The sequence below is a fragment of the Pontibacter akesuensis genome, assembly GCF_001611675.1.
Taxonomy (GTDB): domain Bacteria; phylum Bacteroidota; class Bacteroidia; order Cytophagales; family Hymenobacteraceae; genus Pontibacter; species Pontibacter akesuensis.
Window position 1 is genome coordinate 3,960,219 of record NZ_CP014766.1, and the last position, 25,044, is coordinate 3,985,262.

The 25,044-nt window shown below is 49.4% G+C and carries 18 protein-coding genes; 11 read left to right on the forward strand and 7 right to left on the reverse strand.

Going from position 1 to position 25,044, the window contains the following annotated elements; all coding sequences use genetic code 11:
• Positions 1-80: 80 nt before the first annotated feature.
• The 5 genes from A0W33_RS16720 (at position 81) to A0W33_RS16740 (ending at position 5,390) form a co-directional block, all read left to right on the forward strand.
• Positions 81-968 carry an SdiA-regulated domain-containing protein gene (locus A0W33_RS16720; RefSeq protein ID WP_068839236.1) on the forward strand — a complete coding sequence of 296 codons (888 nt, stop codon included), beginning with the start codon at positions 81-83 and terminating at the stop codon, positions 966-968.
• A gap of 181 nt (positions 969-1,149) precedes the next feature.
• Positions 1,150-1,899 carry a TVP38/TMEM64 family protein gene (locus A0W33_RS16725; protein ID WP_068839237.1) on the forward strand — a complete coding sequence of 250 codons (750 nt, stop codon included), beginning with the start codon at positions 1,150-1,152 and terminating at the stop codon, positions 1,897-1,899.
• A 417-nt stretch (positions 1,900-2,316) separates the two neighbouring features.
• Complete coding sequence (locus A0W33_RS16730) at positions 2,317-2,841, forward strand: hypothetical protein (RefSeq protein WP_139237071.1); 525 nt, start codon at positions 2,317-2,319, stop codon at positions 2,839-2,841.
• Between the two features lie 189 nt (positions 2,842-3,030).
• Positions 3,031-3,957, forward strand: a complete 927-nt coding sequence (locus tag A0W33_RS16735) for an NHL repeat-containing protein (RefSeq protein WP_172798132.1) — start codon at positions 3,031-3,033, stop codon at positions 3,955-3,957.
• Between the two features lie 410 nt (positions 3,958-4,367).
• Entirely contained in the window at positions 4,368-5,390 is a 1,023-nt protein-coding gene (locus A0W33_RS16740; RefSeq protein WP_068839239.1) for a rod shape-determining protein, read from the forward strand.
• 237 nt (positions 5,391-5,627) lie between these two features.
• Here A0W33_RS16740 and A0W33_RS16745 read toward each other — a convergent pair whose 3' ends face one another.
• The gene (locus A0W33_RS16745; RefSeq protein ID WP_068839240.1) at positions 5,628-6,335 is read right to left on the reverse strand and encodes a pseudouridine synthase; all 708 of its coding nucleotides are present in this window, start codon (positions 6,333-6,335) and stop codon (positions 5,628-5,630) included.
• 149 nt (positions 6,336-6,484) lie between these two features.
• On the reverse strand, positions 6,485-7,753 hold the full coding sequence (locus A0W33_RS16750) for a sensor histidine kinase (RefSeq protein ID WP_068839241.1): 1,269 nt from the start codon (positions 7,751-7,753) through the stop codon (positions 6,485-6,487).
• A 476-nt stretch (positions 7,754-8,229) separates the two neighbouring features.
• Between A0W33_RS16750 and A0W33_RS16755 the strand changes: the two genes are divergently transcribed.
• On the forward strand, positions 8,230-9,057 hold the full coding sequence (locus A0W33_RS16755; RefSeq protein ID WP_068839242.1) for a hypothetical protein: 828 nt from the start codon (positions 8,230-8,232) through the stop codon (positions 9,055-9,057).
• Between the two features lie 80 nt (positions 9,058-9,137).
• Here A0W33_RS16755 and A0W33_RS16760 read toward each other — a convergent pair whose 3' ends face one another.
• Positions 9,138-10,136 (reverse strand): GlxA family transcriptional regulator, encoded by a 999-nt coding sequence (locus A0W33_RS16760; RefSeq protein WP_068839243.1) that lies wholly within the window; start codon positions 10,134-10,136, stop codon positions 9,138-9,140.
• 184 nt (positions 10,137-10,320) lie between these two features.
• Between A0W33_RS16760 and A0W33_RS16765 the strand changes: the two genes are divergently transcribed.
• The 5 genes from A0W33_RS16765 to A0W33_RS16790 all read left to right on the forward strand — a co-directional run bounded on the left by A0W33_RS16765 (position 10,321) and on the right by A0W33_RS16790 (position 18,154).
• Positions 10,321-10,749, forward strand: coding sequence for an SRPBCC family protein (locus A0W33_RS16765; RefSeq protein ID WP_068839244.1), 429 nt, complete (start codon positions 10,321-10,323; stop codon positions 10,747-10,749).
• Positions 10,750-11,895: 1,146 nt separating this feature from the next.
• Positions 11,896-12,807, forward strand: a complete 912-nt coding sequence (locus A0W33_RS16775; protein WP_068839246.1) for an ABC transporter ATP-binding protein — start codon at positions 11,896-11,898, stop codon at positions 12,805-12,807.
• The gene (locus A0W33_RS16780; protein ID WP_068839247.1) at positions 12,804-16,382 is read left to right on the forward strand and encodes an ABC transporter permease/M1 family aminopeptidase; all 3,579 of its coding nucleotides are present in this window, start codon (positions 12,804-12,806) and stop codon (positions 16,380-16,382) included. Before A0W33_RS16775 ends, A0W33_RS16780 begins: the two co-directional genes overlap by 4 nt.
• Positions 16,383-16,706: 324 nt before the next feature.
• On the forward strand, positions 16,707-17,387 hold the full coding sequence (locus A0W33_RS16785) for a M50 family metallopeptidase (protein WP_068839248.1): 681 nt from the start codon (positions 16,707-16,709) through the stop codon (positions 17,385-17,387).
• A 152-nt stretch (positions 17,388-17,539) separates the two neighbouring features.
• Positions 17,540-18,154, forward strand: a complete 615-nt coding sequence (locus tag A0W33_RS16790) for a MarC family protein (RefSeq protein ID WP_071890927.1) — start codon at positions 17,540-17,542, stop codon at positions 18,152-18,154.
• Between the two features lie 18 nt (positions 18,155-18,172).
• Here A0W33_RS16790 and A0W33_RS16795 read toward each other — a convergent pair whose 3' ends face one another.
• The 4 genes from A0W33_RS16795 to A0W33_RS16810 form a co-directional block, all read right to left on the reverse strand.
• On the reverse strand, positions 18,173-19,048 hold the full coding sequence (locus A0W33_RS16795; RefSeq protein ID WP_068839249.1) for a universal stress protein: 876 nt from the start codon (positions 19,046-19,048) through the stop codon (positions 18,173-18,175).
• 17 nt (positions 19,049-19,065) lie between these two features.
• Complete coding sequence (locus A0W33_RS16800) at positions 19,066-20,712, reverse strand: BCCT family transporter (protein ID WP_068839250.1); 1,647 nt, start codon at positions 20,710-20,712, stop codon at positions 19,066-19,068.
• 17 nt (positions 20,713-20,729) lie between these two features.
• On the reverse strand, positions 20,730-21,875 hold the full coding sequence (locus tag A0W33_RS16805; protein WP_068839251.1) for a hypothetical protein: 1,146 nt from the start codon (positions 21,873-21,875) through the stop codon (positions 20,730-20,732).
• Between the two features lie 917 nt (positions 21,876-22,792).
• Positions 22,793-24,934, reverse strand: a complete 2,142-nt coding sequence (locus tag A0W33_RS16810; protein ID WP_068839252.1) for a copper-translocating P-type ATPase — start codon at positions 24,932-24,934, stop codon at positions 22,793-22,795.
• Positions 24,935-25,044 lie beyond the last annotated feature (110 nt).

Sequence of the window (25,044 nt, forward strand, 5' to 3'; positions counted from 1 at the left end):
ATTAACATGGTTACAAGTATGGGCAGGAGACAATAAACGCCTGTTCATACTTGCCAGTCATACTCTTATAAATATAAACGATGATAAACATACCATTTAAAAAGATAGCAGTTGCCGCCTCTTTAGCGGGAGCCATAACTTTTGGTGCTATAAAGTCTTTTGGCGATGCCCCGAAACCTGTTTCTACAATAGAAACGACGGAGGAGATGCTGCCCAAAAGTGTTGTAAAGTGGGAATTGCCCGCAGCACTGCGTGAAGTATCGGGTATCGCCCAGCTGCCCGATAACCTGATGGCCTGTGTGCAGGATGAGGAGGGAGCCATTTACCTGTACGACCTGAACACTAAAGCGGTAAAGCGTAAGATTGCGTTCGCAGGGCCAGGCGACTACGAAGGCATAGCTGTGGATGGCAACACCGCCTACATCCTCCGAAGTGACGGCACCCTGATTGAAGTTGCAGCCTTTTTAGGACCCAAACCCGAAGTGACGACACACGCGTCGGTGCTGACACCGGAGCACAACACAGAGGGGCTGGCCCTGGACAAAAAGAATAACCGCCTGCTTGTTGCCGGCAAGGGCTTTGACACCAGACTAGGAGACAACAAAGGGATATACGCCTTTGATCTGGGGAAAAGGAAAATGGCTCAAAAGCCTGTTATCACCATTCCGCTGGCGCAGAAGCAGTTTGCTGCAAAAGGCAAAAAGAAAAAGAGCAAGTACGATGTTTTCCAGCCTTCATCCCTGGAGATCCATCCGAAAACTGGAGAGCTATACTTGCTGGATGCCGTGAATGAGCGGCTGCTGGTGCTAAGTGAAGCAGGCGCTATTCAGAGAGCTGTTGACCTGGATAAAGGACAACTGATGCAACCAGAAGGCCTTAGCTTCGACAGCAACGGAGCGATGTACATTGCCAGCGAAGGTGGTAAAAAAGGCACTGGGGTGATTGTAAAGTATGACAAAGGGATCTAATAGAGAACCCTCAATAATTGAGCAAGCGTAGCGATTGCAGCATCCAAAAGCCTTTGCTGTATCCGGTTGAAAGCGACTCGATCAATTATCAATACTAAACCCGGGGCAGCCTAAGCTCATCCCAGAAATATATTAGGCCTGGGCTGCCATACTTTTTTTCAGAGTAAATCAACTTACATGTATGCCGGAAAACACCCAAGCCGAAAATAAACAAGCCACCGAAACAGGCATAGGAACAGATAAAGAGCATGACGCTAATAACGGCCAAAGCAAATGGCCTTTGATAGGGACTGTCCTACTTATCGGCGGCCTCGTTGCCGCTTACTTTGTCTTTCCAGGTTTTAAGGGTGGGGTGCAGGAAGCATGGGCTGTGCTCACAAGCGGGGATGAGCAGCGCATTTCGGCATGGGTGGAGCAGTTCGGTTTCTGGGGGCCGTTCTTTATTGTACTGGCCATGGTAGCGCAGATGTTTCTGCTGGTTATTAATGTAGTGGCGCTGATGCTGGTGGCCATTATTGCATACGGTCCTGTTTGGGGCTCTGTGATTGCAGTGGTGGCCGTGGGGGTGGCGTCTACCATCGGCTACTGGCTGGGGCGTAGTCTGGGGCAGGCGGGCGTGAGCAGGCTCATCGGCGAAAAAACAGAGCGCAAGGTTGAAGGTTTCATGGAGGAGTACGGCATTTGGGCAATTATCATCGCCAGGATATCGCCATTCCTCTCAAACGATGCTGTGAGCTTTGTGGCCGGCATCGCCAGAATGGGTTACCTCAGGTTTATCGCCGCTACCCTGGCAGGCATCATCCCGCTGACACTGCTGCTGGCCTGGCTGGGGGAGAACAGCGAACGCCTTAAAACAGGGCTAATCTGGGTATCCGGCGTAAGCCTTGCGTTCTTTATTGGTTACATCCTTTACAAGAAGTATGGCAGGTAAAGTCAGAGCCTGCACCTGCCGTAAAATTTGCACTTTAAACACCTTTACACTATGAAAATGAAGCAAGTAAGAATTATATTTTTTATTATCATCCTAGCCTTATCTGCTATACTAGTAACTGAACTGATGTACTGATGTGGTGCAAGTATAAATCTCTGCTTTCAGAACTGTGTATAGTTGGGGATTATGTTCTTGCTAGCCAAGGCTAAAGTTCAGTCTCTTGGCAGTTGGTAAATCAAGTATACATGAGGTAATGCGGTAAAAGAAGTTGTAATAATAAAACAAAAGAACTCTCGGTGGACTTACTGTGAGTTCTTTTGTTTTGAGCAATAAACAATTGAAAGTAAGCTACTAGGCGTTGTCAGTTTCGTATAACAAACAAAAGGTTAGGTGCGGCCCACAGGCGAAAACTGGATTATGGTGAAGCTTAGAATATTGTTTTATTTGCTGTCGGCCAGTATGGTGCTAAGTTTGTCTTGCGCTGAATCAGACCCTGAGCCTGTGGCTACTTTCAAATTTACTGTGAACGGAACATTGCTGGAATGGAATGGGCCGGGTAATGGCATTCCGGTTTGCGTGCTGTGCGGTCCCGGTCTCTCGAATTACGCCTCCTATTTCGTACTTCACTCCAGTGCTCCTCAAATGTATGGCGAGGCCTTAATTCTGCAACTTAATGCCGCTTCGCTGGAAACCAAAACATATAGCGATACAGTAAGCACTGCTGTCGATTCTTTGGAAGCTACGCACAGGCTTTACCTGCCAACTCTAAAAGCAGCCGCAACAGAAGTAGGCGATTACGCATCAGTCACTTTTACATCCATAGAAAACGATAAATACTATAGTGGCACTTTGAGGGCAAGCCTCACCTCATCTCCTTTTGGCCCGGACGCACCCAAAGTCGAGATAGAAGGGGAGTTCAAAAATGTAAGAGGAAGCTTATAGACAAGAAGCTGCGGCTGCCGCCATAGTTTGAACCTGCTTCTGGGACAGATATTTTAATGTATAGCCATACCTCCTAAATGTTTATGTACCATGGCAGCAAAATGGCTTTCTAACAAATGTATCATAGCAGGAATGGTAATGTTGCTGCTGGCCTGTGAAAAAGAGGAGAGGCCACAGTCTGAGGCTGTTATGGTTACTACTTTTGCAGGACGTGGAGAAGGTTTGGTCGATGGCGCCGGTATCCAGGCACGGTTTAATGGACCTAGAGGTGTTGCAACAGATGCCCAAGGCAATATATACGTGGCTGATGCAGCGAATAACGTCGTCAGAAAGATTACACCCGCAGCCGAGGTAACCACACTGGCAGGCAGTGGGGAACTGGGCCACAAAGATGGACCTGGCAGCACCGCACAATTCACTAATCTTGACGCCATAGCAACTGATGCACAGGAAAATATCTATGTTACGGACTTTAACCGTGTCCGCAAGATTACTCCGTCGGGAGATGTAAGCACGGTGGCAGGAGGAGGCGCACCCGGCTATGCTGATGGAGATATAAGTGTGGCCAAGTTCACTGCCTTAACAGGTATAGCGGTGGATGTGCAAGGGAATATTTACGTGTCGGATCTGGAAAACCAACGTATCCGCCAAATATCTCCGGAGGGAAAGGTCAGAACGTTGGCGGGAAGCGGAAAGCCGGGTTTTGCTGATGGAACAGGCAGCGCCGCACAGTTCAATTATCCCAGAGGGTTGACCATCGATAACCAGGGCAACCTTTACCTGATCGATTCTGTGGATGACCACATTCGAAAAATAACGCTGGCGGGGGTGGTAAGTACCCTGGCTACTGTAAGGGATGCGGCCGGAATCGCAACGGATGAATTGGGGAACATCTATGTAACTGAAGCAGCGCTTACCCCGGAGTTCCATCGTATCCACAAGATTTCTCCTTCGGGTACAACGAGCGTTTTGGCCGGTCATGCTTCCGGCTATGCTGATGGCAACGGATCAACTGCTCTGTTTGATACCCCTGTGGGTATAGCCCTTGATGAGAGGGGGAACATCTACGTTTCGGAATACCGGCCAAACCGGATCAGGAAAATTTCCTTCAATTAAAGAAGCTGCTACTTGTTGGAGCCAACGCAAACCAAGTAGATGTGCCGCAAGTAGAGGTCGTGTACTACGGTGCCTGTGCTGGAGTAGAGTATTTTCCCCTATCCTACAAGTTTTAATGTCGGCCCGCTCAAAGGCCCCGGCACAGAAAAGTACAAACAACCATGTCATACTTCCGAACAATCCTGCTATATTTCATTTGAAATAGGGACAGCTAATTACCGCTTTTCATATCTGAGCTGCATGTTAAAAATTAACATGCATGGCATGAAGTACTTATAGCTTGGTGGAGCTGATTTAGCAGCCGGAAGCTGCGGGAGTTCAGTATCTTTAGCTGGGCGGAGTAAGGCAAAAGAAAATTTATACTTAAAGGCAAGGCTCCGGCGAGTGAAGCGTTAGAATAAAAAAATTACATGGGATTACTGAATTACTTTAGCCAGGGAATTGCCATAGATCTAGGCACGGCAAATTTTCTGGTCATACATGAAGACAAGATTGTGGTGGATGAGCCCTCTATTGTGGCTTTTGACAGAAGAACAGGAAAGATGATTGCCGTGGGGCGAAAAGCCATGCAAATGCAAGGAAAGGCCCACGATGACATCCGGATTGTGCGTCCCCTTAAGGACGGCGTTATAGCTGACTTCCATGCCGCCGAGCAGATGATAAAAGGCATGCTGCAAATGGTTAGCAATGGGAAAAGCCGGTTTACACCTTCTTACAAGATGGTGATTTGCGTACCCTCTGGCACCACAGAGGTGGAAAAGCGCGCTATCCGTGATTCCGCCGTGATTGCCGGCGCTCGGGAGGTGCACCTGGTGCACGAGCCTATTGCGGCTGCCGTCGGCATAGGGCTGGACGTGGAAGAGCCAACCGGGCACATGATTATCGATATTGGCGGGGGCACCACCGAGATTGCCGTGATTGCCTTAAGCGGGATAGTTTGCGACCAGTCGGTGCGGGTGGCGGGAGATACTTTTGATGCCGAGATTGTGCACTTTATGCGCCGCAAACACAACATCCTGATCGGTCAGCCTACAGCGGAACGTATAAAAGTGGAGGTGGGATCAGCCTTGCCTGAGTTACAGGACCCACCCGTTGATATAACCATTCGTGGCCGGGACCTGATGACGGGCCTCCCCAAGCAGGTTTCTGTTTCGTATGTAGATGTGGCACACTGCCTGGACAGATCGCTCTCTAAAATAGAGGATGCTGTATTGAAAACCCTGGAGATCACGCCTCCCGAACTTTCCGGCGATATTCACCAGTCCGGTATTTTCCTCACCGGCGGCGGAGCGCTGCTTCGTGGCTTGGATAAAAGAATATCATCTAAAACCAAGCTCCCCACGCATGTGGTGGATGACCCGCTTCTGGCCGTGGTGAGAGGCACGGGCATTGCCTTGAAAAACATAGGCCGTTTTCAGTTCCTGATGCGCTAGTTTATACTTGACGCAGTCTCCAAAAGTATCTTTAACCTACAAGTATAAAGTCAGGCATTCCTGAAGCTTGCGAAACAAGAAGCAGCAAGTATGAGTGTTCTATAGAAAAGGCCGTTCCACTGAAGGTGGAGCGGCCTTTTCTATAAGTATAACTGTAACTTAACTTAAGATGTACTGCCTTCTGCGTGATAGTCTTTTAAGGAAACACTATAGGGTGGGGGAAGTATGGCCGCAGCCTCAGCAAGCTACTTCCTGAATCAAGCGCTTAATTTCTTCCTTTGTGAGGTGCCGCCACGCCCCCGGTGACAGATCGCCTAATTCGAGGTTGATGATGCGGGTGCGCACAAGTTTCTTCACCTCATATCCGAGCTTGTAGCACATGCGCCTGATTTGGCGGTTTAGCCCCTGGGTCAACACAATGGTGAAAGTTATTTCATCTACCTGCCGCACGAGAGCAGCCCTTGTGGTTTTTCCCATAATAACGATACCGGCAGCAAGCTGCTCCAGTGCCTGCTGTGTGAGTGGATGGTCTACGGTTACCTGGTACTCTTTTTCCTGTAGCGTCTCCGCATGAAGGATTTTGTACAGCGTTCCGCCGTCGTTGGTGAGCAGCATAAGCCCCTCCGATGCTTTATCCAGCCGCCCTACCGGAAACAGGCTCTGCGGAAAATTCAGCGCCTGCAGCAGGTTGTCCTTTACATCGGGGTTCATGGTGGATTCTACTCCGCATGGCTTGTGGTAGGCAAGGTAGATATTCTCCCGCGGGGCTTTGATAACCCGCCCGTCCAGTTTAACCTCATCCTCGGGGAGCAGCGCCTGGGTTAAGGTCCCTCTGTGGCCGTTCACCAGCACCCTTCCCGAAAGTATAAAGCCAATGGCTTCTTTATTGGAAACGCTAAGTTGCTGCACAACATAATGCTTTAAAGACGAAGTATAGGCTTTCATGTATAGCAGAGAAAACTGATAAAGAACCTGGTTATTTTAAAACAGCATCTTTGTTGATGTAGAAGAGAACTGCATCTTGAATTGAACATGGTTGCGTCAGCAAAAGCTAATCAAGAATATCTGGCCCAACCGGCCTGTGGCAAAGCATTCTATACTTGCTTTTTGAAGTATACCTGAAAGGTAGTGCCACGGTTTACCTCACTTTGCACCTCAATTTTTCCCTGGTAGTTATCAAGAATCCGTTTGGTGACGTAAAGCCCCACGCCGCTTCCCTCTACGTGGTCGTGAAGCCGCTTAAAAAGGGAGAATATCTTGTTTCGGTGCTTGTTCAAATCGATGCCTATGCCATTATCGGCAACTGTCAAAACAATATATTCCTCGGTGTCAGAAGTAGTTACCTTCACAAATGGAGCCTGCCCAGGTGAGCGGTATTTGATAGCATTCGTGAGAAGGTTCTGCAGGATACTTTGCAGGTGTTGCGACACAAAATGCACCTTGGGTTGTTTGTTGAAATCATAGGCGATTTGCACCCCGGACTCCTGAACCAGGTGGTTTATATTCGTCAATACGTCTTTGAATACTTTTTCGAAAGATATTTCTTCCAGCACCTCCTCTTCAGCTCTGCGCTGTATCTTGCTCACATCCGACAGGTCCTGAATGGTGCGATTGAGTTTTAAGACAGACACTTCCAGGCGTTGCAGGATGGGCGCTACAGCTCCATTGGGCAAAGCCATTTCTTCGTTCAGTGCAGTTAGCAAGCCTTCCATATTCGTTATGGGCACCTTCAGGTCATGCGAGGCGGAATAGACAAAGTTATCCAGGTCGGAGTTGATCTGGATTAGCTCGTTGTTTTTAGTGATAAGGGCCGCCTGTGTCTTTTCCCTTTCCTCTATTTCGGCAGCTAAGGCGTTGTTAGCCTGCAGAAGCTGGTGTGTTCTTTCCTCCACCCGGGCTTCAAGCGCCTGTTTCGCCAGGTTGAGCTCGTCCTGAATTTTTTCACGCTCCTCTATTTCTGCCTTAAGCTGGCGGTTAGATGCCTCCAACTGAGCATTGCTCGGTATGGCCAACAGGGCAGGAATGGACTTATAAAGCACAACGGCAGTAGCGATGGATACCAGCCCGGTTACCATTTTAATGGTCCCTGCGAGCCGATATGTGGGAATCCAGGCTGTCCAGATATCCATAACGTGCGTTGTGCCACACAGCATGATAAAAGCACCAAAGAGAAAAAATACATGTTTGTGTGCCAGGTCCTGACGCGTCCTGGCAAAGTAAAAGAGCATCAGTGGAATGGAGTAATATGCAGCTGCTGTTAAGGCGTCTCCGCCCACCGTGAGCCACAGAATTTCGGGCTTCCAGAAATAGCAATGCCCGTGAGGCATAAAATCGGACTGTAGTAGTTTCTGAAAAAACTCCATTTGTATGAGGTATAGACGATGAAAGTCGAAGATAACTTCAAATATAATTCAAAATGTGGTGTGATTGCATAAGGCGGTATGGTCAAGTTTCAAGTAGGCTGCGATATGCAAGGCTTGGAACACAAAAGCCCGATTCCGAAAGCAGTGTCAGCGTCACGGCAAGCAACCTATCTGCACCCTCTTAAACTATATGCACATTTTTTCAATCCAGATTCGACCTACAGCTCGCCCTATACTGACGGATTTTGCTGCCTTCATTTTTCCAGATAAAAAGGAGAGGCTTTCGTTCAATGCAGGCCTTGGCTCGAAGATGTGCCAAATAATTTTAGTAAAGCATTAAGAATATAAAGTATAAGTATTATGAGATTAGTTTATGCTATTTATATTTACTGAAATTGATGCACCATCCCTTCTTCCTGCTGCTGATCCCTTGCAGTCACGCTAAACTTATTGTTTAACAATTTATAAATAACGCTATGACTAAAGTATGGACTCGCGGCTATAAGCTGCTGGGAATGTTTGTTGCGCTCGCCCTTTTTGGTTGCGAGAGCCAGGAAGACGTGCAGCCAGGTAGCATGCAGTCTTCCCTGGAGCAGGAGCAGAAGAAAGTAAAAACGACTGTTTATTACGGGCCACTTACAGCGTATTTAGGCGGAACCGCCCGCACTTGGGTTGAAGTGGTGAATGGCAAGCCTATTGCCATAGGAATAGAACTCTCTGAGGACGTACTGGTGAATCTTCCGGAGGAGATGGGAGAGTTTGTGCTTAAGCTCCCCGGTCAGGCACATTCCACCGGAATAAAGACCATAATGGTGGGGTGGAACCCAATGGGACACGATCCTGAAGGCGTGTACACAATCCCTCACTTCGACTTTCACTTTTATACCATCACCCATGGGCAGATTAAGCAGATCACCGGAGGAGTGGATGAAGGGGCCTATACGCTCCAGGAAAAGGGGATTTTCCCCGCAGTCTATACTTTTGGCCCCGTGCCTTTTGCTGTCCCCCACATGGGCGTGCACTGGTCGGATATAACCTCTCCTGAGTTTTCACCTGCAGGTTTTAGCAAAACATTTATTTATGGCTCAAACAAGGACAGGGTCACCTTCCTGGAGCCTATGATTACACTTGCCTACCTCAGGAGCCTGGGGGCAAATCAATCAGTTGAGACACCCATCCCTTCATTGCTCAGGTACGAGGACCCGGGTTACTACCCAGAGTCCTACACCGTCACGTATGATGCTGCTTCCGGCACCTACAGTATTGCCTTAACAGACCTGATATGGCATAACAGGAATAAGTAATTAAAAAGCAGGCTCCTTACCTGATCGTAAGGAGCCTGCTTTTTGATTTTGTTGATGTGTTGGTGTTTATAGATTCAGCTTTAAGGAATCAGAAGTTTGTCTTTCTGCTGGACCTGCTTGTTATACTTGTTGCGGTACTCGATGGGCGTAAGTCCGGTGATTTTCTTGAAGACGGTCCGAAAGGCTTTGGTATCGGTATACCCCACGTCAAACAATACTTCGTTGATGTTTTTTCTACTGGTTTCGAAACTGCGTTTAGCAGCTTCTATTTTAACCCGTTGCATATACTCCAGCACCGAGTTATGGGTGGCTTTATAAAAACGGCGCTCAAAACTGCGCCGGCCTACGGCTACTTTTTCAGCTAACTGGTCCACTGAAATCCTGTCATTGTAATTTTTTTCGATGTATTCCTGAGCCGCTTTTACAGCTGAGTCATTGTGGCCTTTCTGCCCCTGAAACAAAGCAAAAGCTGCCTGGCTGTTTCGGTCTATATCAATGGCAAAATATTTCGAGGCAAGTATAGCTGTTTCGCGGTCTGTATATTTTTCCACCAAGTGCAGCAACAGGTTCCAATAAGAGTTGGCCCCGCCACTGGAGTACAGCCGGTTTTCCTCGGTCACTATACTTCCATCAGCCACCTCCACATCCGGAAACATTTCCCTGAACTCATTGGCAAAGCCCCAGTGGGTTGAGCACTTTTTACCAGCTAGCAAACCCGTTGAAGCCAGCAGAAAGGCACCCACACAAAGCGAGGCGACTTCAGCCCCCTTATGGTACTGCGCCACGATCCAGGGCACAAGGTTCTGGTTTGCCGCCACCGCACTTGCCATATCTCCAGCCAGAGCAGGAACGATGACCAGATCTGTTTGCGGCACATCTTTCAGTTCCTTGTCAGCATGCACCGTAAAGAGCCCCTCGTTTAGTTTCACCTCGCACCTGAACCCGACAAGCTGCACATGGAACAGGGGCGCCCTTCCTGCTACGGCTAAAAACTGGTTTACAGCGGTAAACAGATAACGCGGGTCAGCAATGGCCTGCATCACCGACAATTCGGGAACCAGGATGGAGACATGTTTCATAGGGGTTAATATACAGAATTAGTGGCGCAAAATGCCCTTTCTTTGTCGTTTTTGTACAGGTTGTTTGTCTGATATTCCCGCTAAGTTTGTCATGTTGATCAAGGCATGATGTTTTTGTAAGTCTGCTATATAGCCATCTGGAAAACGAAAAATATTTTAAAGTACACCACTAAAAAAGATAGAAATGGAAACCATGAACAAAACAGCCATAACCGTTGAAACGACTGTTCACGCCCCTGTAGCGAAGGTATGGGCGTGCTGGAATGAGCCACAGCACATCACAAACTGGGCTTTTGCTTCGGATGACTGGCACGCCCCGCATGCAGAAAATGACTTACGCGAGGGAGGTAAATTCAAAACGACCATGGCGGCCAAGGACGGAAGTATGGGTTTTGATTTTAAAGGCGTCTATACTTCCCTCAAAGATCAGGGAATGATTGCCTATACTATACTTGATGGCCGGAAAGTAAACATTGCATTCACTGCAAAAGGTGAAGCAACTCATATTGTAGAGACGTTTGAGGCGGAAGACAACCTTCTGCCCGAACTACAGCAGGACGGTTGGCAAGCAATCCTTGACAATTTTAAAAAGTATGTGGAAGCAAACCGGTAAGTCTAAAGCCTGAACAATGAAACCATTGTAGACCTAGTGACAGCAGCCATTATGCTGGAGCGCCTTCAGAGCCGGATGCCCTAAGCAGAAATCAACTTCGATCTGGAAGACTGCGACAACATATGAAGGGTAAAAGCGAAACAGTGCCTGTTCAGTCCTTTCTGGCGTTGGTTCAAGCACACGGCGTTCACTGTGTCGTATTGCCCTAGCCAGGATTTCATTGCAGTCGTAGCTAAGCAATGACTAATACCAGGAGGATAAATAACACATTAAAAAAAGCCGCTCTACAGAATGAGGAGCGGCTTTTTTGTGATTTCCATAACGATGTTGTATTCCTGAAAAGCATGCTTAATTAGCGATCAATGGAGTGGTAAAAAAAGATCAAGTCCACTCCATTGCTATAGCTTGCTGCTAATGATTGGATGGACACATTGTATATTCTCTTATCGATATATACAACTGGAGTTACGTGTACAGGATGTATTCGGGAGAAGCCAAATCTTACCACGCCCTGAAGGACTTCGGGCCTATCTCTCGGTTAACTGAGTGAAATTTACTGACGCAAAGTTTCACCATCTTCCAGCGAGCCAGTCAAAACGATGTTCATTCTTTTTATAGAAGCTTTGCCACCGCAAAAATTAATAGAGCTGCTGTTTGAAAATACTTCCTGTAGTTAAAAAAGGGGAGTGCCGCCGTAGTTTTGTTGCGTCTGTGCATGATGCTTTTGTAACAGCGGCATGTGATAAACCTGTACTTTTAATCCTTTATACTTTACAGGGTGACCTACCTTCGGCTCCAGAAGCCTTGCTTTAGCAGTCTTATAAAAAAACTTTTCATCCACAATACTCAAGGTTTGCATCAAGGCGCTGCCCTATGCAAGTGAAACAGGTTACCAGCTAACCCTATTTTACTTGCATAATTTACTGGTTTGCAGACAAAATAATGGACTTCGTCTAAATCTATAGATGCTAGTTTGTAATACATAGTACTATGTGCTACTTTGGTGATGCAAGTACACCCGTACGATTGGAGCTGTGGGGGAATGCAGCTCATATAGTAGAAAATTAAAACACTTTTTCTGCTTATTTAATTACCTGAAGTTCAGATGATAGAGCTTAATTGTATATACGCTAGCACAATAAAACTATGAAACTACAAATCACCAATATCTCCAAAACATATCCCAATGGGGTGCAGGCGCTCCAGGATATCACGCTCACCATTCCAAATGGCATGTACGGCCTGCTGGGACCAAACGGGGCTGGTAAATCTACGCTCATGCGGATTCTGGCAACCCTGCAGGAACCAGACAGCGGCAGTATTCAACTCGGGGAAATAGATGTACTGAAGCAGCAGGACGAAGTGCGCCAGACACTGGGGTACCTGCCGCAGGAGTTTGGGGTTTACCCTAAAGCAAGGGCCGAGGACCTGCTGGACTATTTTGCCGTGCTCAAAGGCATCATCAACCGGGCTTCCAGAAGAGAGGTGGTAGAAGCCTTATTGAAACAAACCAACCTGTGGGATAAGCGCAGGCAGAAACTGGGCGGCTTCTCGGGTGGTATGAAACAGCGTTTTGGTGTGGCAGTAGCACTGCTTGGCAATCCCAAGTTGATGATTGTGGATGAACCAACGGCGGGGCTGGACCCAGCCGAGCGGGTGCGCTTTCTTAACCTGTTGAGCGAGTTGGGTGAGAACAGTGTGGTGCTGCTATCTACGCATATTGTAGAAGATGTGAGCGAGCTCTGTACCCGTATGGCCATCATCAACAAAGGGCAAATACTGCAGGAAGCGGAGCCTATAAGAGCAGTAGAAGGACTGCAGGGGAGGATCTGGCGCCGCATTGTGGAGAAAAGTGTGTTGCCGGAGTTGGAGCGGGAGCATAAGGTTATCTCTACCAAACTGCTAAGCGGACGAACCTTAGTCCATATCTACAGCGAAGAAGATCCCGGCAGTGGGCTCGAATTGGTTCAGCCCAATCTGGAAGATGTATATTTCACCACCATGGCGGGATATGCTCAAAAGCAGGTGCTGCCACAGGAGAGGGAGGTGCAGCTATGAAGCTGTGGAAGATTTTTCGCTTTGAGTTCGCCTACCTGGCCGGGCGCATCTCCACCTGGCTTTATGTAGGTGTCCTGCTCGCCTTCACTTTTGGTATGACCCAGTTCATCAAACCTGGGGACGGCGTGTATCCTAACAATACCTTACTCATCACGGCTATTACTGTCATTGGCATCTTTCTCTGGCTTGTGATAGGCGCATCCACCGCTGGTGAAGCAGCAGCGCGGGACGTGCAGACGCGGATGCATCCCCTTACCTATATCACCCCGGTTACGAAGTTTAGCTACCTGGGCGGACGGTTTCTTGCAGCCTTTGCTGTGAATGCACTCCTGTTGCTTTCTTTGCCTTTAGGTGCGCTGCTTTCCTTCTACCTGCCAGGTTTGGCTCAGGAGGGATTACTACCGTTCAGGCCAGCAGTATATTTGAATGTCTACTTCCTGATTGCCTTACCGCTTGTTTTTATTGCCACAGCCCTACAATTCACCTTTGCTGCGCTGAGCCGCCAGGTGATGACCAGTTATTTGGCCAGCCTGCTATTAGCACTTGTTGCTCAGATAATCGCTATTTCGGTGGCAAAACTCTTCGGGAATTGGGACCTGGTTAAATTACTGGATCCTGTAGGTGTCTCCGGTATTATAGGCAACGAACTGCAAACATGGACGCCTACTGACAAAAATACGCGTCTTGTAGAACTGGAAGGCATGTTTCTGCTGAATCGCATCTTGTGGGGAATTGTGGCTGTGGGGTTGTTGTGGCTTACGTACCTCCGCTTCAGCTTTACTCATCCTGAAACAAGCAGCTGGATGGGGCGCATTATGCGGCGGCCAAAAGTACAGGCTAGTACAACTGCCGAACCCGCCGTGGTTAGAGCAGCCGCCATTCAGGTTCCGCAGGTGCAGCGAAGTTTCGGCTCTGCCACTTATTTCCGTCAGGCACTCAAAATTGCCTGGGCATCTTTCGGGAAGATAGCCAGACACCCTCTTGGACTCACGCTGGTAGGTGCCATTGCCTTGCTCACAGCTGTATTCGGCGACAAAATCGTGAGTGAGTTTGGTATTCCGCTGCTCCCCACTACGCAGCAGGTGGTTGACTTCCTGACCGCTCCTGTAAGTAACATCAGTACCCCTTGGGTGGTTATTCCGTTACTCATCATGTACTTTGTCGGCATGCTTGTCTGGCATGAGCGGGATGGGGGCATAAGCGATATGGCCGATGCGGCACCGGTACCGGAATGGGTGCTCTTCACTGGGAAGTTTCTGGGGGTAGCTCTTATCATCGTGGTATGGATGGTCATCCTCATGGCCGGCGGTATGGGGATGCAGATAGGCCTGGGCTACGATCAATTGGAAATAGGCCTATACGTGCAGGCGCTCTTCGGACTGCAGCTCGTGGACTACCTGCTCTTTGCTCTGCTTGCCTTTGTGGTACACGTAGTCGTAAATCAAAAACACATTGGCTTCCTGGTATTACTTTTGGTCTTTAGTTTCATGGCCTTTCCTTCTCATTTCAATGTTGAGCACCACATGCTCATTTTTGGAGCAGACACAGGCTGGTGGTACACCGACATGCGTGGCTTCGGCCCTTCTCTTGGGCCGTGGCTGTGGTTTAAGTTGTATTGGACTGCCTGGGCATTACTGTTGGCAGTGGGAGCGCGCTTGCTTTGGGTACGGGGAAGAGAACAAAGTCTGCAATCCCGTCTGAAGTCAGCTCAGCGCCGTTTTACAGGCTCCACAACCTGGGTTGCCGTACTTGGCATAGGGCTTCTCCTTACCCTGGGGAGCTTCATTTTCTATAACACCAATGTGCTGAACGAGTACCTGCCAGTATCCGACATACTTGAACGGAAGGCTGAATACGAACGACGCTACGGCCAGTACAGAAACACCCCGCAACCCCAACTGACGTCTACCAAGCTGCACGTGGAGATATACCCTGACCAACAGCAAGTCGTGATACGTGCTGCTTACACGTTGGTGAACAGGGAGACAGAACCTATTGACTCTATCCATCTGGGAAGCGTATCGGGCATAGCGCCTGCTGAAGTCTCTTTCGACCGGCCAGCTGCCGGCGTGCTGCTAGACAACGAGCTCAGTTATCACATGTATGCCCTGGAAGAATCGCTTCAGCCAGGAGATTCGCTGCAACTAAACTTTGTAGTAAATTATAAACAGCAGGGTTTCAGTCACAGCGGCGCCAGCGCAATGGTAGTGGAGAATGGCACCTACTTCACGAATTTCGACCTGCTCCTAACCATTGGCTACCAACACTTTAGAGAAATTGATGATGCAGTTCTTCGGAAAAAGCATAAGCTGGCTGCGCGCCCTGAACTACCTTCTCTTTATGATGAAGAGGCGCGTAAGAAGCCGTTCAGTACTGATCAAAGCACTTTTGAGGCCATACTTGGTACAGCAAATGATGAAGTAGCCGTAGCGCCGGGCGCTTTAAAACGAACCTGGACAAAAGGTGACCGCCGCTACTTCCACTACAAAGCTAATGTACCTATTGGTGGGGAGTTCGCCATCTTATCCGGAAAATATGCGGTGCAGCAAAGTAAGTGGAATGATGTCGCGATCAGAATTTACTATCATCCAAACCATGCTCAAAACATAGGCCGAATGCTTAGGAGCGCAAAAGCGTCACTAGCGCATTTTACTGAGCAGTTTGGGCCTTACCCCTTTAAGCATTTCACGTTGGTAGAGCGTGCTGGTTCCGGATTTGGCGCAACTGCGGATGCGGGCATCGTCTATTATGGCGAGCAGTATCCGCTTATGAATCCAGATGACAGTCAGGATGGCTTTGACCTTCCTTACTATATTATGGCGCATGAAGTGGGGCACCAGTGGTGGGGGATGGCCCGATTAACACCAGCATACGTCGAAGGAGCCGGCGTCCTGATTGAAGGTCTTGCCGTTTACGCCGGCATGCAGGTTCTGGAGAAGAACTATGGAGATGTCCATCTGCAGCAGTACGTGAATTTTCTGCACTCGACCTATGAAATGCCACGCTCTCTTGCCACAGCCTCTTTGCTGCAGGCAGACGAAGATTTTTTATACTATCGAAAAGGGGGGCTTGCCCTACATGCCCTGGCAAGATACTTAGGGAAAGACAAGGTCAATGGGGCGCTTCGGAACCTGCTCCAAAAACGCACTGCGGGAGAGATTCCCCATCCAACAACCCTGGACCTTTATCAGGAGCTGCAAACAATTACCCCAGACTCCTTGAATTACTTGTTACACGACCTGTTTAAGGAGAACACGTACTGGCGCCTCAAGACAAACCGATTTGAAGTAGAACAAACAAAAGAGGGCAGCTGGCAGGTAACGCTGGAGGTGCAGGCTCAAAAGGCGATAGTGGACCGTACAGGTTCTGAAAGGGAAGTGCCGATGAATGATTGGCTGGAAGTTGGTATTTATGAGGAAGGCAAAACATTAAGGGAGCCGCTCTACCTTCAGATGCACCGCATCCGGTCTGGAGAGCAGACCATAAAAGTGACAGTGCCCCGAAAACCTGACCGCGGCGGCATAGATCCGAACCACCTGATGATTGACCTTAGACGGGATGATAATATTAAGTGATTGTACAGGGGAAAGGCCCAATCCACAGCATAAACTTGTACTGAAGTCGAACTTCATCAGCACAGCATATGCCGCGCTGGCCTTGCATCTAGCAGTGGGAGCGTAGAGTACCTGTCTGTCCTGCTGAACATGTGGGGCTTTAAGTCAGTACTTGTTCTCTGTTTCTTACTTAACTTAGTATTATGCCGCAACTACTTCATAAGCTACCACCATTACTTGTCATGAGTAATTACTGCACAGCATAACAATTCTTCACCCTGTCATGAAATAAAAAAGAAGCAGAAAGCAGTATTCCAAGTGTCAGTTACCGTAACAGGAAATACTATGTTTGGAGTAAGTGATATACCGAAGTTTTTTCTCGCCTTCTTTCTGGTGCTTCCTATCATCTCATTTGTGCACGAGGCAGGGCATGTTTTCTTTGCCTGGCTGATGGGTGGCAGGAACATCAAAGTAACCGTTGGCTCCGGTGATGTGCTGTTTAGAGCTGGGATGCTGGAGATACGCAAGTACTATTTCTGGTACGGCCTCTGCTCATTTGACAACCTGAAGCGCAATCACCGCTTTGCCAATATCCTGATCTTTGCCGGGGGAGCGCTGTTCAACGCCATTGCCGCGGTGGTGGTGATTTACCTGATAGAGAACAATATCTTAAAGCCTAACTTGGCCACTTACCAGTTTACCTATTTTTCGCTTTACTATATTTTTTTCGCGCTTCTGCCAATGCCATACCCTGGTGGAAGCGCCAGCGACGGTAAGATTATACTTGACCTGATCCGAAACAAAAAGCAGCTGGGAGAGAGAACGTATCGTGTACAGTGGAACGAGGAAGAGAAGCAGTGGCATGTGTTGAACGACGACCACGAACTGGTGCAGGCGTTTGAGGATGAAGAGCAGGCCCTCACTAAAGCACATGAGGTAGCCCAAAGCAACCGCCCCAGCCGCTTGGTTAACAGCCAAAACGGCAAAGAAGTGGAGGTACAGAACTACCCAAGAATTCCTTTATAAGTTTTTTTAATGGAAGTAGTTCTTGTATAAAACACTGTAGGGTTGCAGGTTACTCCTCTCCAGAAGATGGTCTGGAAGTATGATGGCATCGTCATAAAAATCTATACTGGCAGTGCTCCGTAACAAAAGGACGTCAACTCATACCTGAATCTATGATTGCAGTCATCCTTAGTTTCCTGGTCATGCTCAACCCCTTCGCTCTTTTCCTGTACCTGAAACCTGTTATGAACGATTTATCGGACGCAGATTTCCGGGCGGTGTTTCTGAAAGCAAGTATGATTACCTTCTTTATCTACCTGGTTTTCCTGCTCTTTGGTGACATCGTTTTTCAGAAAGTGTTTCGCATCAACTTTGAGTCCTTTCGCATATTCGGTGGGATTGTGCTCTTCTCTTTTGCCTATATCTTTATCGTGCAGGGCAAAAAAGCCTTTATCCAGATAAAAGGAGATTTGCACGACCTGGCATCAGAAATAGCCTTGCCTTTTATGGTGGGGGCAGGCACCATCTCTCTCACTATCCTGATGTCGGAGCAGCTCGTGCTGTGGCAGGGCGTGGTGTCGCTGGTGCTTATCATGCTCATTAACTTCGGTATAATAATGGGACTCAAGCAAATACGTCGCGGAATGCGCTCTAAAAGTGTCCAAACCGCATTCGACAAGAACATGGAGCTGCTGTTGCGCATCAACGGCTTTTTTCTGGGTGCCATCGGTGTCGACATGGTGGTGACCGGAATCAGTAACCTCGTGACCGCGGCGAGTCAGGGTTAGGCTATAGCGTGCCGCCTTTTACTTGATAACTTCCTCCGAATACACCAGCCAAAGCGGAGTGTCAATGTCCATGTTATAAATTTTTGTTGGTACGCTGCCCAGGCTAAGCGACGGGATAGGGTTGTTTCCCTTTAAACCTAGCACCAGCAGATCGTGCTTTCCTTTACGCAGCTGCAGGCTAATGCGCTCTGCCGTGCTTTTCCCGGCGGCACGAACTAAGGTATAAGGCACTCCAGCTACTTCCGTGTGTCGTTTCTGAAGCTCCTTGAATTTTCCGTTTACCACCTCTTCCGCCTTTTTAATGGCTTTCTCTTCTGATATCAGCGGGAAATACTGCGTGGGCAGTTTATAAACATGCATAATCTCCAGGCTAAGCCTAAGTTCATCAGCGAGGCTCTTACTAAGCCGTAGCGCGTGCACCGAGGCGTCGGAGAAGTCAATAGGTGTCAGCACCCGTTCGATATTAAAGCTGGCTGTCTCCGGAAATACCAGTATGCTGCAGGGCAGGATGCGCAGCAATTTGGTGCCCAGAGATCCTGTACTTTTGTTACTCATCCGCTTGCCGAGTAAGGTCAGCTTTACGTCATAACGTTTCACCAGGTCTGCCATCATCACCTCTGTATTCGGTTCTTCGCTTACGAGCACCTCATGGTCGCAGCCCCCGGCAAAGTGCTCTGCCACGATGTCGGATATGTTGGCCTCCACCTCTTTGCTCAGGTCTATGTCACCGAAGGTTTCCCTGAAATCCTCGCTCAACTCTGATGTCTTGATGTTATGTACAAAATAAACCTTTTTTACCGGCAGCCGCTGGCATATTGAACGGGTAAAGGCCACCAACTTCTCGTCTATGTCGCTCAGGTCAAGGCAAACCATCATGGCGTCAATTATAATCATGTCTCTGCTGTTTTAAGTTATAGCGTGTCGTTTCTTTTATCTTCCGGAGTAAACGTCTGCTGCTTTGCGGCACGTTTTGCCAGCAGTTCCGTAATCTGCTGCTGGTAGTCTTTCCGTTGCTGTGCTAAGCCCAACCTTTTTTCTTCTTCCAGCTCCTCGCTCAGCCCTTTGTACAAACTGTAGCACATAGAGAGCAGAATAAACGCAAAGGGCAGACCCGTGATGATAACGGCTGTTTGCAGGGCCTGCAGACCGCCGCCAATCAGCAGCACCGCCGCTACAGCTCCCTCTGCCAAGGCCCAGAATATGCGCACGCCTACTGGAGAGTCCGGTCTTCCACCCGATGTCAGGCTGTCGACAACCAGAGAGCCAGAATCGGAGGAAGTCACAAAAAAGCCTGTGATCAGAATAATGCCGATGATAGAAAGCACCGTGGAGAAAGGAAGCTGCTCAAAGAAAACGAATAGGGCCGTAGATACATCGGCAGCCACTGCATCAGAAATAGCAGTTTCGCCAGCCAGTACCTCCCGCAGGGCAGTGCTGCCGAACACGGTCATCCACAGAAAGGAGAGCAGGGACGGAACGATCAGTACTCCCAGCACGAACTCCCGAATGGTGCGGCCTTTGGAAACACGCGCAATAAAAATGCCCACAAAAGGCGCCCACGAAATCCACCAGGCCCAGTAGAACACCGTCCAGCCCCCCTGCCAGTTTCGGGTGGAGTAGGCCTCGTTCCAGAACGACAACTGCAGGAAATTGCTAATGTAAGAGCCGGTATTCTGTACATAAGACCCAAGTATAAAGACTGTCGGTCCTAAAAAAAGAACAGCCAGTAGCACCAGCAGGGCAATGCGGATGTTCCACTCGCTTAAAATACGAACACCCTTGTCTACACCCGTTACCACGGAGACGGTGGCGACGCCGGTTATACCTGCAATTAGCATCACCTGCGTCGTTACGTCACTCGAAATGCCGGGGAACACGTGGTGCAGTCCGGCCGCCACCTGTTTCACGCCCAGCCCCAGGGAAGTGGCCAAGCCAAAGACTGTTGCCAGCACAGCCAGGATGTCGATGATATCCCCGATAAGCCCGTGGATGCGCTCCCCCAGGAAAGGGTAAAATGCCGAGCGGATGGTTAGGGGCAATTTGCGGCTATAGGTGAAATAGGCCAATGCCAGGCCTACCAGTGCGTAAATGGCCCAGGCATGGAAACCCCAGTGCAGAAAAGTGAAGTTCATGGCCTGCCTCGCCGCAGCAGGAGTGCCCGGCTCCCCGAGCGGTGGCGTTTGAAAGTGATTGATGGGCTCGGCAATGCTCCAGAACAAAAGCCCGATACCCATACCCGCGCTAAAGAGCATGGCAAACCAGGAGGAGGTGCTGAACTCCGGCTTCGCCTCCTTGCCGCCCAGCCGGATATCACCGAACTTGCCGAAGGCCATGTACAGGCAGAAGGCCACAAATATATTTACGCTTAGTATAAACAGCCAGCCCATGCTGGAGGTAACAGCCGCCTGTACATCGCTAAAGAACGTTTCGGCACCCTCCCTGAAAATAAGGACAAGCGCTATACTTATGATCAGGATGATGATAGAAGACCAGAAAACAGGCCCGTTCACTTCCAGCCCCAGGGACTTCTTTGTATCACTTCTTGCTACTTTACTCATCAATCAGAAATTTTAAATCAGAAATAATACCCCATGTTCATGTTAAAACGCATGTGCCAGTCCGTGTCTCCGGGTGTTCCCAAGGCAAGGGAGTTTGTCCATTCAGGGCCAAGCCAGGGCTGGTTATAGCCAAAGGCCGCATCTGTATAAATGTACATAGGGCCTGCGGTAAATAAGGCTCCCAGCACGTTCATGTGGGTGTTTTCAAAGCCATCTACCTGCTTGTTATAGTAGCCGTAGTTGTTGTAAAAGGTAATGCCCTGCAGCAGGCGGGTATCGATGGGCAGGTGATAGGCTACGCTGGCGGTATACATTTCGCCTCTGGTGGCTACGTTGTAACTTGCGCCGTAGGCACCCATTTCTACAAAATCCAAGTCTGCCCCGGTTGCATAGCGTGGGTTTATGCGGTAGAGCATGGCTTGTAACTTTACATTCCAGGGGCTGTAGATTGGTTTATACTCATAATGCAGAGCTGCAGCGTACCTGTTGCCGTTACGCTCTGTGTCCAGGTTGTACAGGAGCCCGCCCTGCAGGGAGGCGCCCAGTTCATGGGCAAGGCTGTCGCCCATGCGCCGTACCAGCTTAAAGTTAAGCTGATTGTTCTCTTTGTTGCGCCCGGTGATATCGTAGGAATAGCGATTGGGGCTGGGCTCCGCAAGGCCAAATAAAAACTCCTCGGCGCTTTTGTAGTAGGCTGCCTGCCATTGCCACCGGCCGTTGTCGTGTATGTATTTCACTCCCATGTCATGGTCATCCTCAAAACCAAGATAGTAGGTGATGTTGAAAAACCAGTTGTTGGAGTTGTACTGCTGAATACCAAACGGTACCTGGTTCAGCCCGACCTGTACCTGTGAATTCTCAGAGAAGTCGTGCTGGAACCAACCCTGTTTTAGAAAGCCTCCGCCAAAAGCCTCGGAATAGTAACGAAACTCAGCGTTAAGTTTTATACCCTTATAGGCTGATTCAACATTGAGGCGGAACACATCATAACCAAAATCACCGCCTCGCTCAAGCTGGTCTTTTTTCCAGGTGGAAAGGTTGTAGTTGAAACGCAAAGCCCCGCCTATTTTTAAAACTGGCTCATCAGGGTCTTCTTCCGGATACTGTGCATAGCACAGTGTGCTGATGAGGCAGGTAACTATAAGTAAAATAAATTTTTGCATATAAATGACATTGCCACAAGTATGAAATCTTCCATTTGTTTGACGGGTTCAAAGCAGAAATGTTGTTCCAAGGCTGATTTCAGGTGTTTCTTTCCACTGTTTGAGAGCTTTGATACCTTGATGATCTATGAGATGAGGGTGCTAATAAAGTACAGCTTCCCTTTGTTTCGATTGCCATCTCTAGAGTCAAAATAATGATTATGATATTGCTGGTGAGGCCATTTGAGCTAATTAAAATGAGCTTGCCGAGTATGACTACTACATTGGGGTAAGAAGCAAGCTGATGGGGCAAGCGAACTTAGTGCGTATCGGGCAGATTTATCTGTACCCGAACGGTTTCATCACTTTGTCTACTGGTATCCTGGCAGACGACCCAGTTATCATAACTGCAGGCGCATCGCTAGTAAATGGGGGATATCCATCTTTGTGAAAGCCGTTGCACTTGAAAAAGGAGTTGGGTTACCTGGTGTGGTGGAAGGCACTTATCAATAAAGACTAAAACATTAAGCATTATTCAACCCCGAGGCGCAAAGTTATCAACGGGTATGTGCAATGTATCAAAGGAAGAGGGAATGGCGAAATAATCAGGATCTACGAATAGTGTCCGAAGCAAATAAAAAAAGGCCTTCAGTGTTAGCTGAAGGCCTTTCGTGTAGACCGAAGGAGTGAATTATCGAACTTTATCCACAGTGATTTAGTGGCTGTGGAAACTTATCTTCAGTTAGGAGAGGAAGTTTGATATACATTCGCCTGTTGAACATAACTGTTGGTATAGGTAGCACATGGCTCTTTTTCACAGTTAGAAAGATTTGATAGCTAATTACGGGAGCCTGTACAAAGTAACGCTTTTACTCCGCCTTGCTTTCGGGGCTGGATTATGCTTGTTGTCATAGATTGTGGTAGATGCTGTGTCTAGGTTACTTTATCTGCCTTCGCAGCAGCTGCGCGTTGACGGCGACAATAACAGTGCTGAGACTCATCAGAGCGGCCCCGACAGCCGGGGATACCATGATGCCCTGGTTATACAGTACGCCTGCCGCCAGCGGAAGTGCTACAATGTTGTAACCTGTGGCCCAGATAAGGTTCTGAATCATCTTGCGGTAAGTGGCTTTGCCGAAGAGGATAAGGGAGGCGATATCCTGCGGGTTGCTGTTGACCAGGATAATGTCGGCTGTCTCTGCCGCCACGTCCGTTCCGGAGCCTACGGCGATGCCCACATCAGCCTGGGCAAGGGCAGGGGCGTCGTTCACGCCGTCGCCTGTCATGGCCACGAACTCTCCCTGCTGCTGCAGCTCCTTTACCTTCTCCTGCTTCTGGTGCGGCAGCACGTTGGCCAGGTAGCCGTCCATGCCCAGCTTGTCGCTCACGCTTTTAGCCACGCGCTCGTTGTCGCCGGTCAGCAGCAGGTTCTTGATGCCGTTCTCCTTCAGCACTCGGATGGCGCCGGCAGACTCAGGGCGTATCTGGTCCCGCAGCGTGATGTAGCCTGCCACCTGCCGGTCTACCAGCACATACACCACCGTCTCCACGCCTTCCTCCGCCTGGCTCTGGGGCACCTGCACGTTGAATTCTTTGATATAGTTAGGCCCTACCACCTTCACGTCTCTTCCCTCCACAAGGCCTTCCAGCCCTTTTCCTGGCAAGTAATTAAAGGAATCTGAGGCAGGGACTGCGATGCCTTCGGCCTTTGTTTTCTTGAGGATTCCCTGTGAGATATAATGCTCCGAGTGCTGCTCCACACCGGCCGCTAAACGGAGTAGCTCCTGCTCATTAAATGCCTGCTGAAACACCACTACCTGGGCCACCTCGTGGGAGCCTTGGGTAAGGGTGCCCGTCTTGTCAAAGATGATAGTGGTGATGTTGCGGGAGTTCTCGAAGGCAGTTCGGTTGCGGATCAGCAGGCCGTTGTTGGCAGAAACTGCTGTGGAGATGGCCACCACCAGCGGAATGGCCAAACCAAGGGCATGAGGGCAGGAGATCACCATCACCGTCACCATGCGTTCCAAGGCGAAGTCCAGCTCGGCACCGGCTATCAACCAGGCGGCAAAGGTGGCAAAGCCAGCCGTCAGGGCCAGGTAGGCCAGCCATTTGGCGGCTTTGTCGGCCATGCGCTGCGTCTCTGACTTTGTCTTCTGGGCGTCCTGCACCAGGGTTATTACCTTGTTGAGGTAGCTGTCCTTGCCGGTGCTCTCCACGCGCACCTGCAGCGAGCCGTTGCCGTTGATGGAGCCGCCGATCACCTGGTCGTCCTTTGCCTTCTGCACCGGCTTGCTCTCGCCAGTCAGCATACTCTCGTTCAGGTAGCTATCGCCCTGCACGACCACGCCGTCAGCAGGCACTTTCTCTCCCGGTTTCACAAGGATGATGTCTCCCTGCCGCAGTTCCTCCACCTTTATAGTATAGGTTTGCCCGTCCCGGATCACCTGCGCCTCGGCGGGCATCATGCTCACCAGTAGCTCCAGCGCCTTGGAAGCACCTAGCACCGAGCGCATCTCGATCCAGTGGCCCAGCAGCATCACCACGATCAGCGTGGCCAGCTCCCAAAAGAAGTCCATGCCCTCCAGGCCGAAGGTGACGGCCGTGCTGTAGATATAGGCCACGGAAATGGCCACGCCGATCAGCGTCATCATGCCTGGTGATCCCTTCTTCACCTCCTCAACAAGCCCTGTGAGGAAGGGCCAGCCGCCGTAGAAGTAGATGACGCTGGAGAGCACGAAGGCGATGTACATGCTGTAGGGCACGTCGAGCGTGTAGCCCAGGATGTGCTGCACCATGGGGCTTAGCACAATCACCGGCACTGACAGCGCGAGCGATACCCAGAAGCGCTTTTTGAAGTCCTCGATCATCATCCGGTGGTGGTCGTGCCCATGCCCGCCGTGCCCCATGTGCTCCTCATGCGGCGGGCGCGTCCCTTCCCCGTGCGGCATGGCGTGGGAGTGGCCGTGGAGGGTTTTCTCCTCCAGCCGCTCCGCTGCTTTACCTGCTATGTCCTCAATCTTCCTGCTTGGACTTTTGTGGTTATGGCCATGGAGCTTGTGGTCGTGATGATCGTCTTGCATAGCTTTTAAACAGTTAAAGGTATGGTTTACAAATACTCGTACAGGAGCAGATTGGTTAGTTACCTAACAGCAAATATCGGAAAGAGGCAAAGTTGGGCAGGTACCCAAAT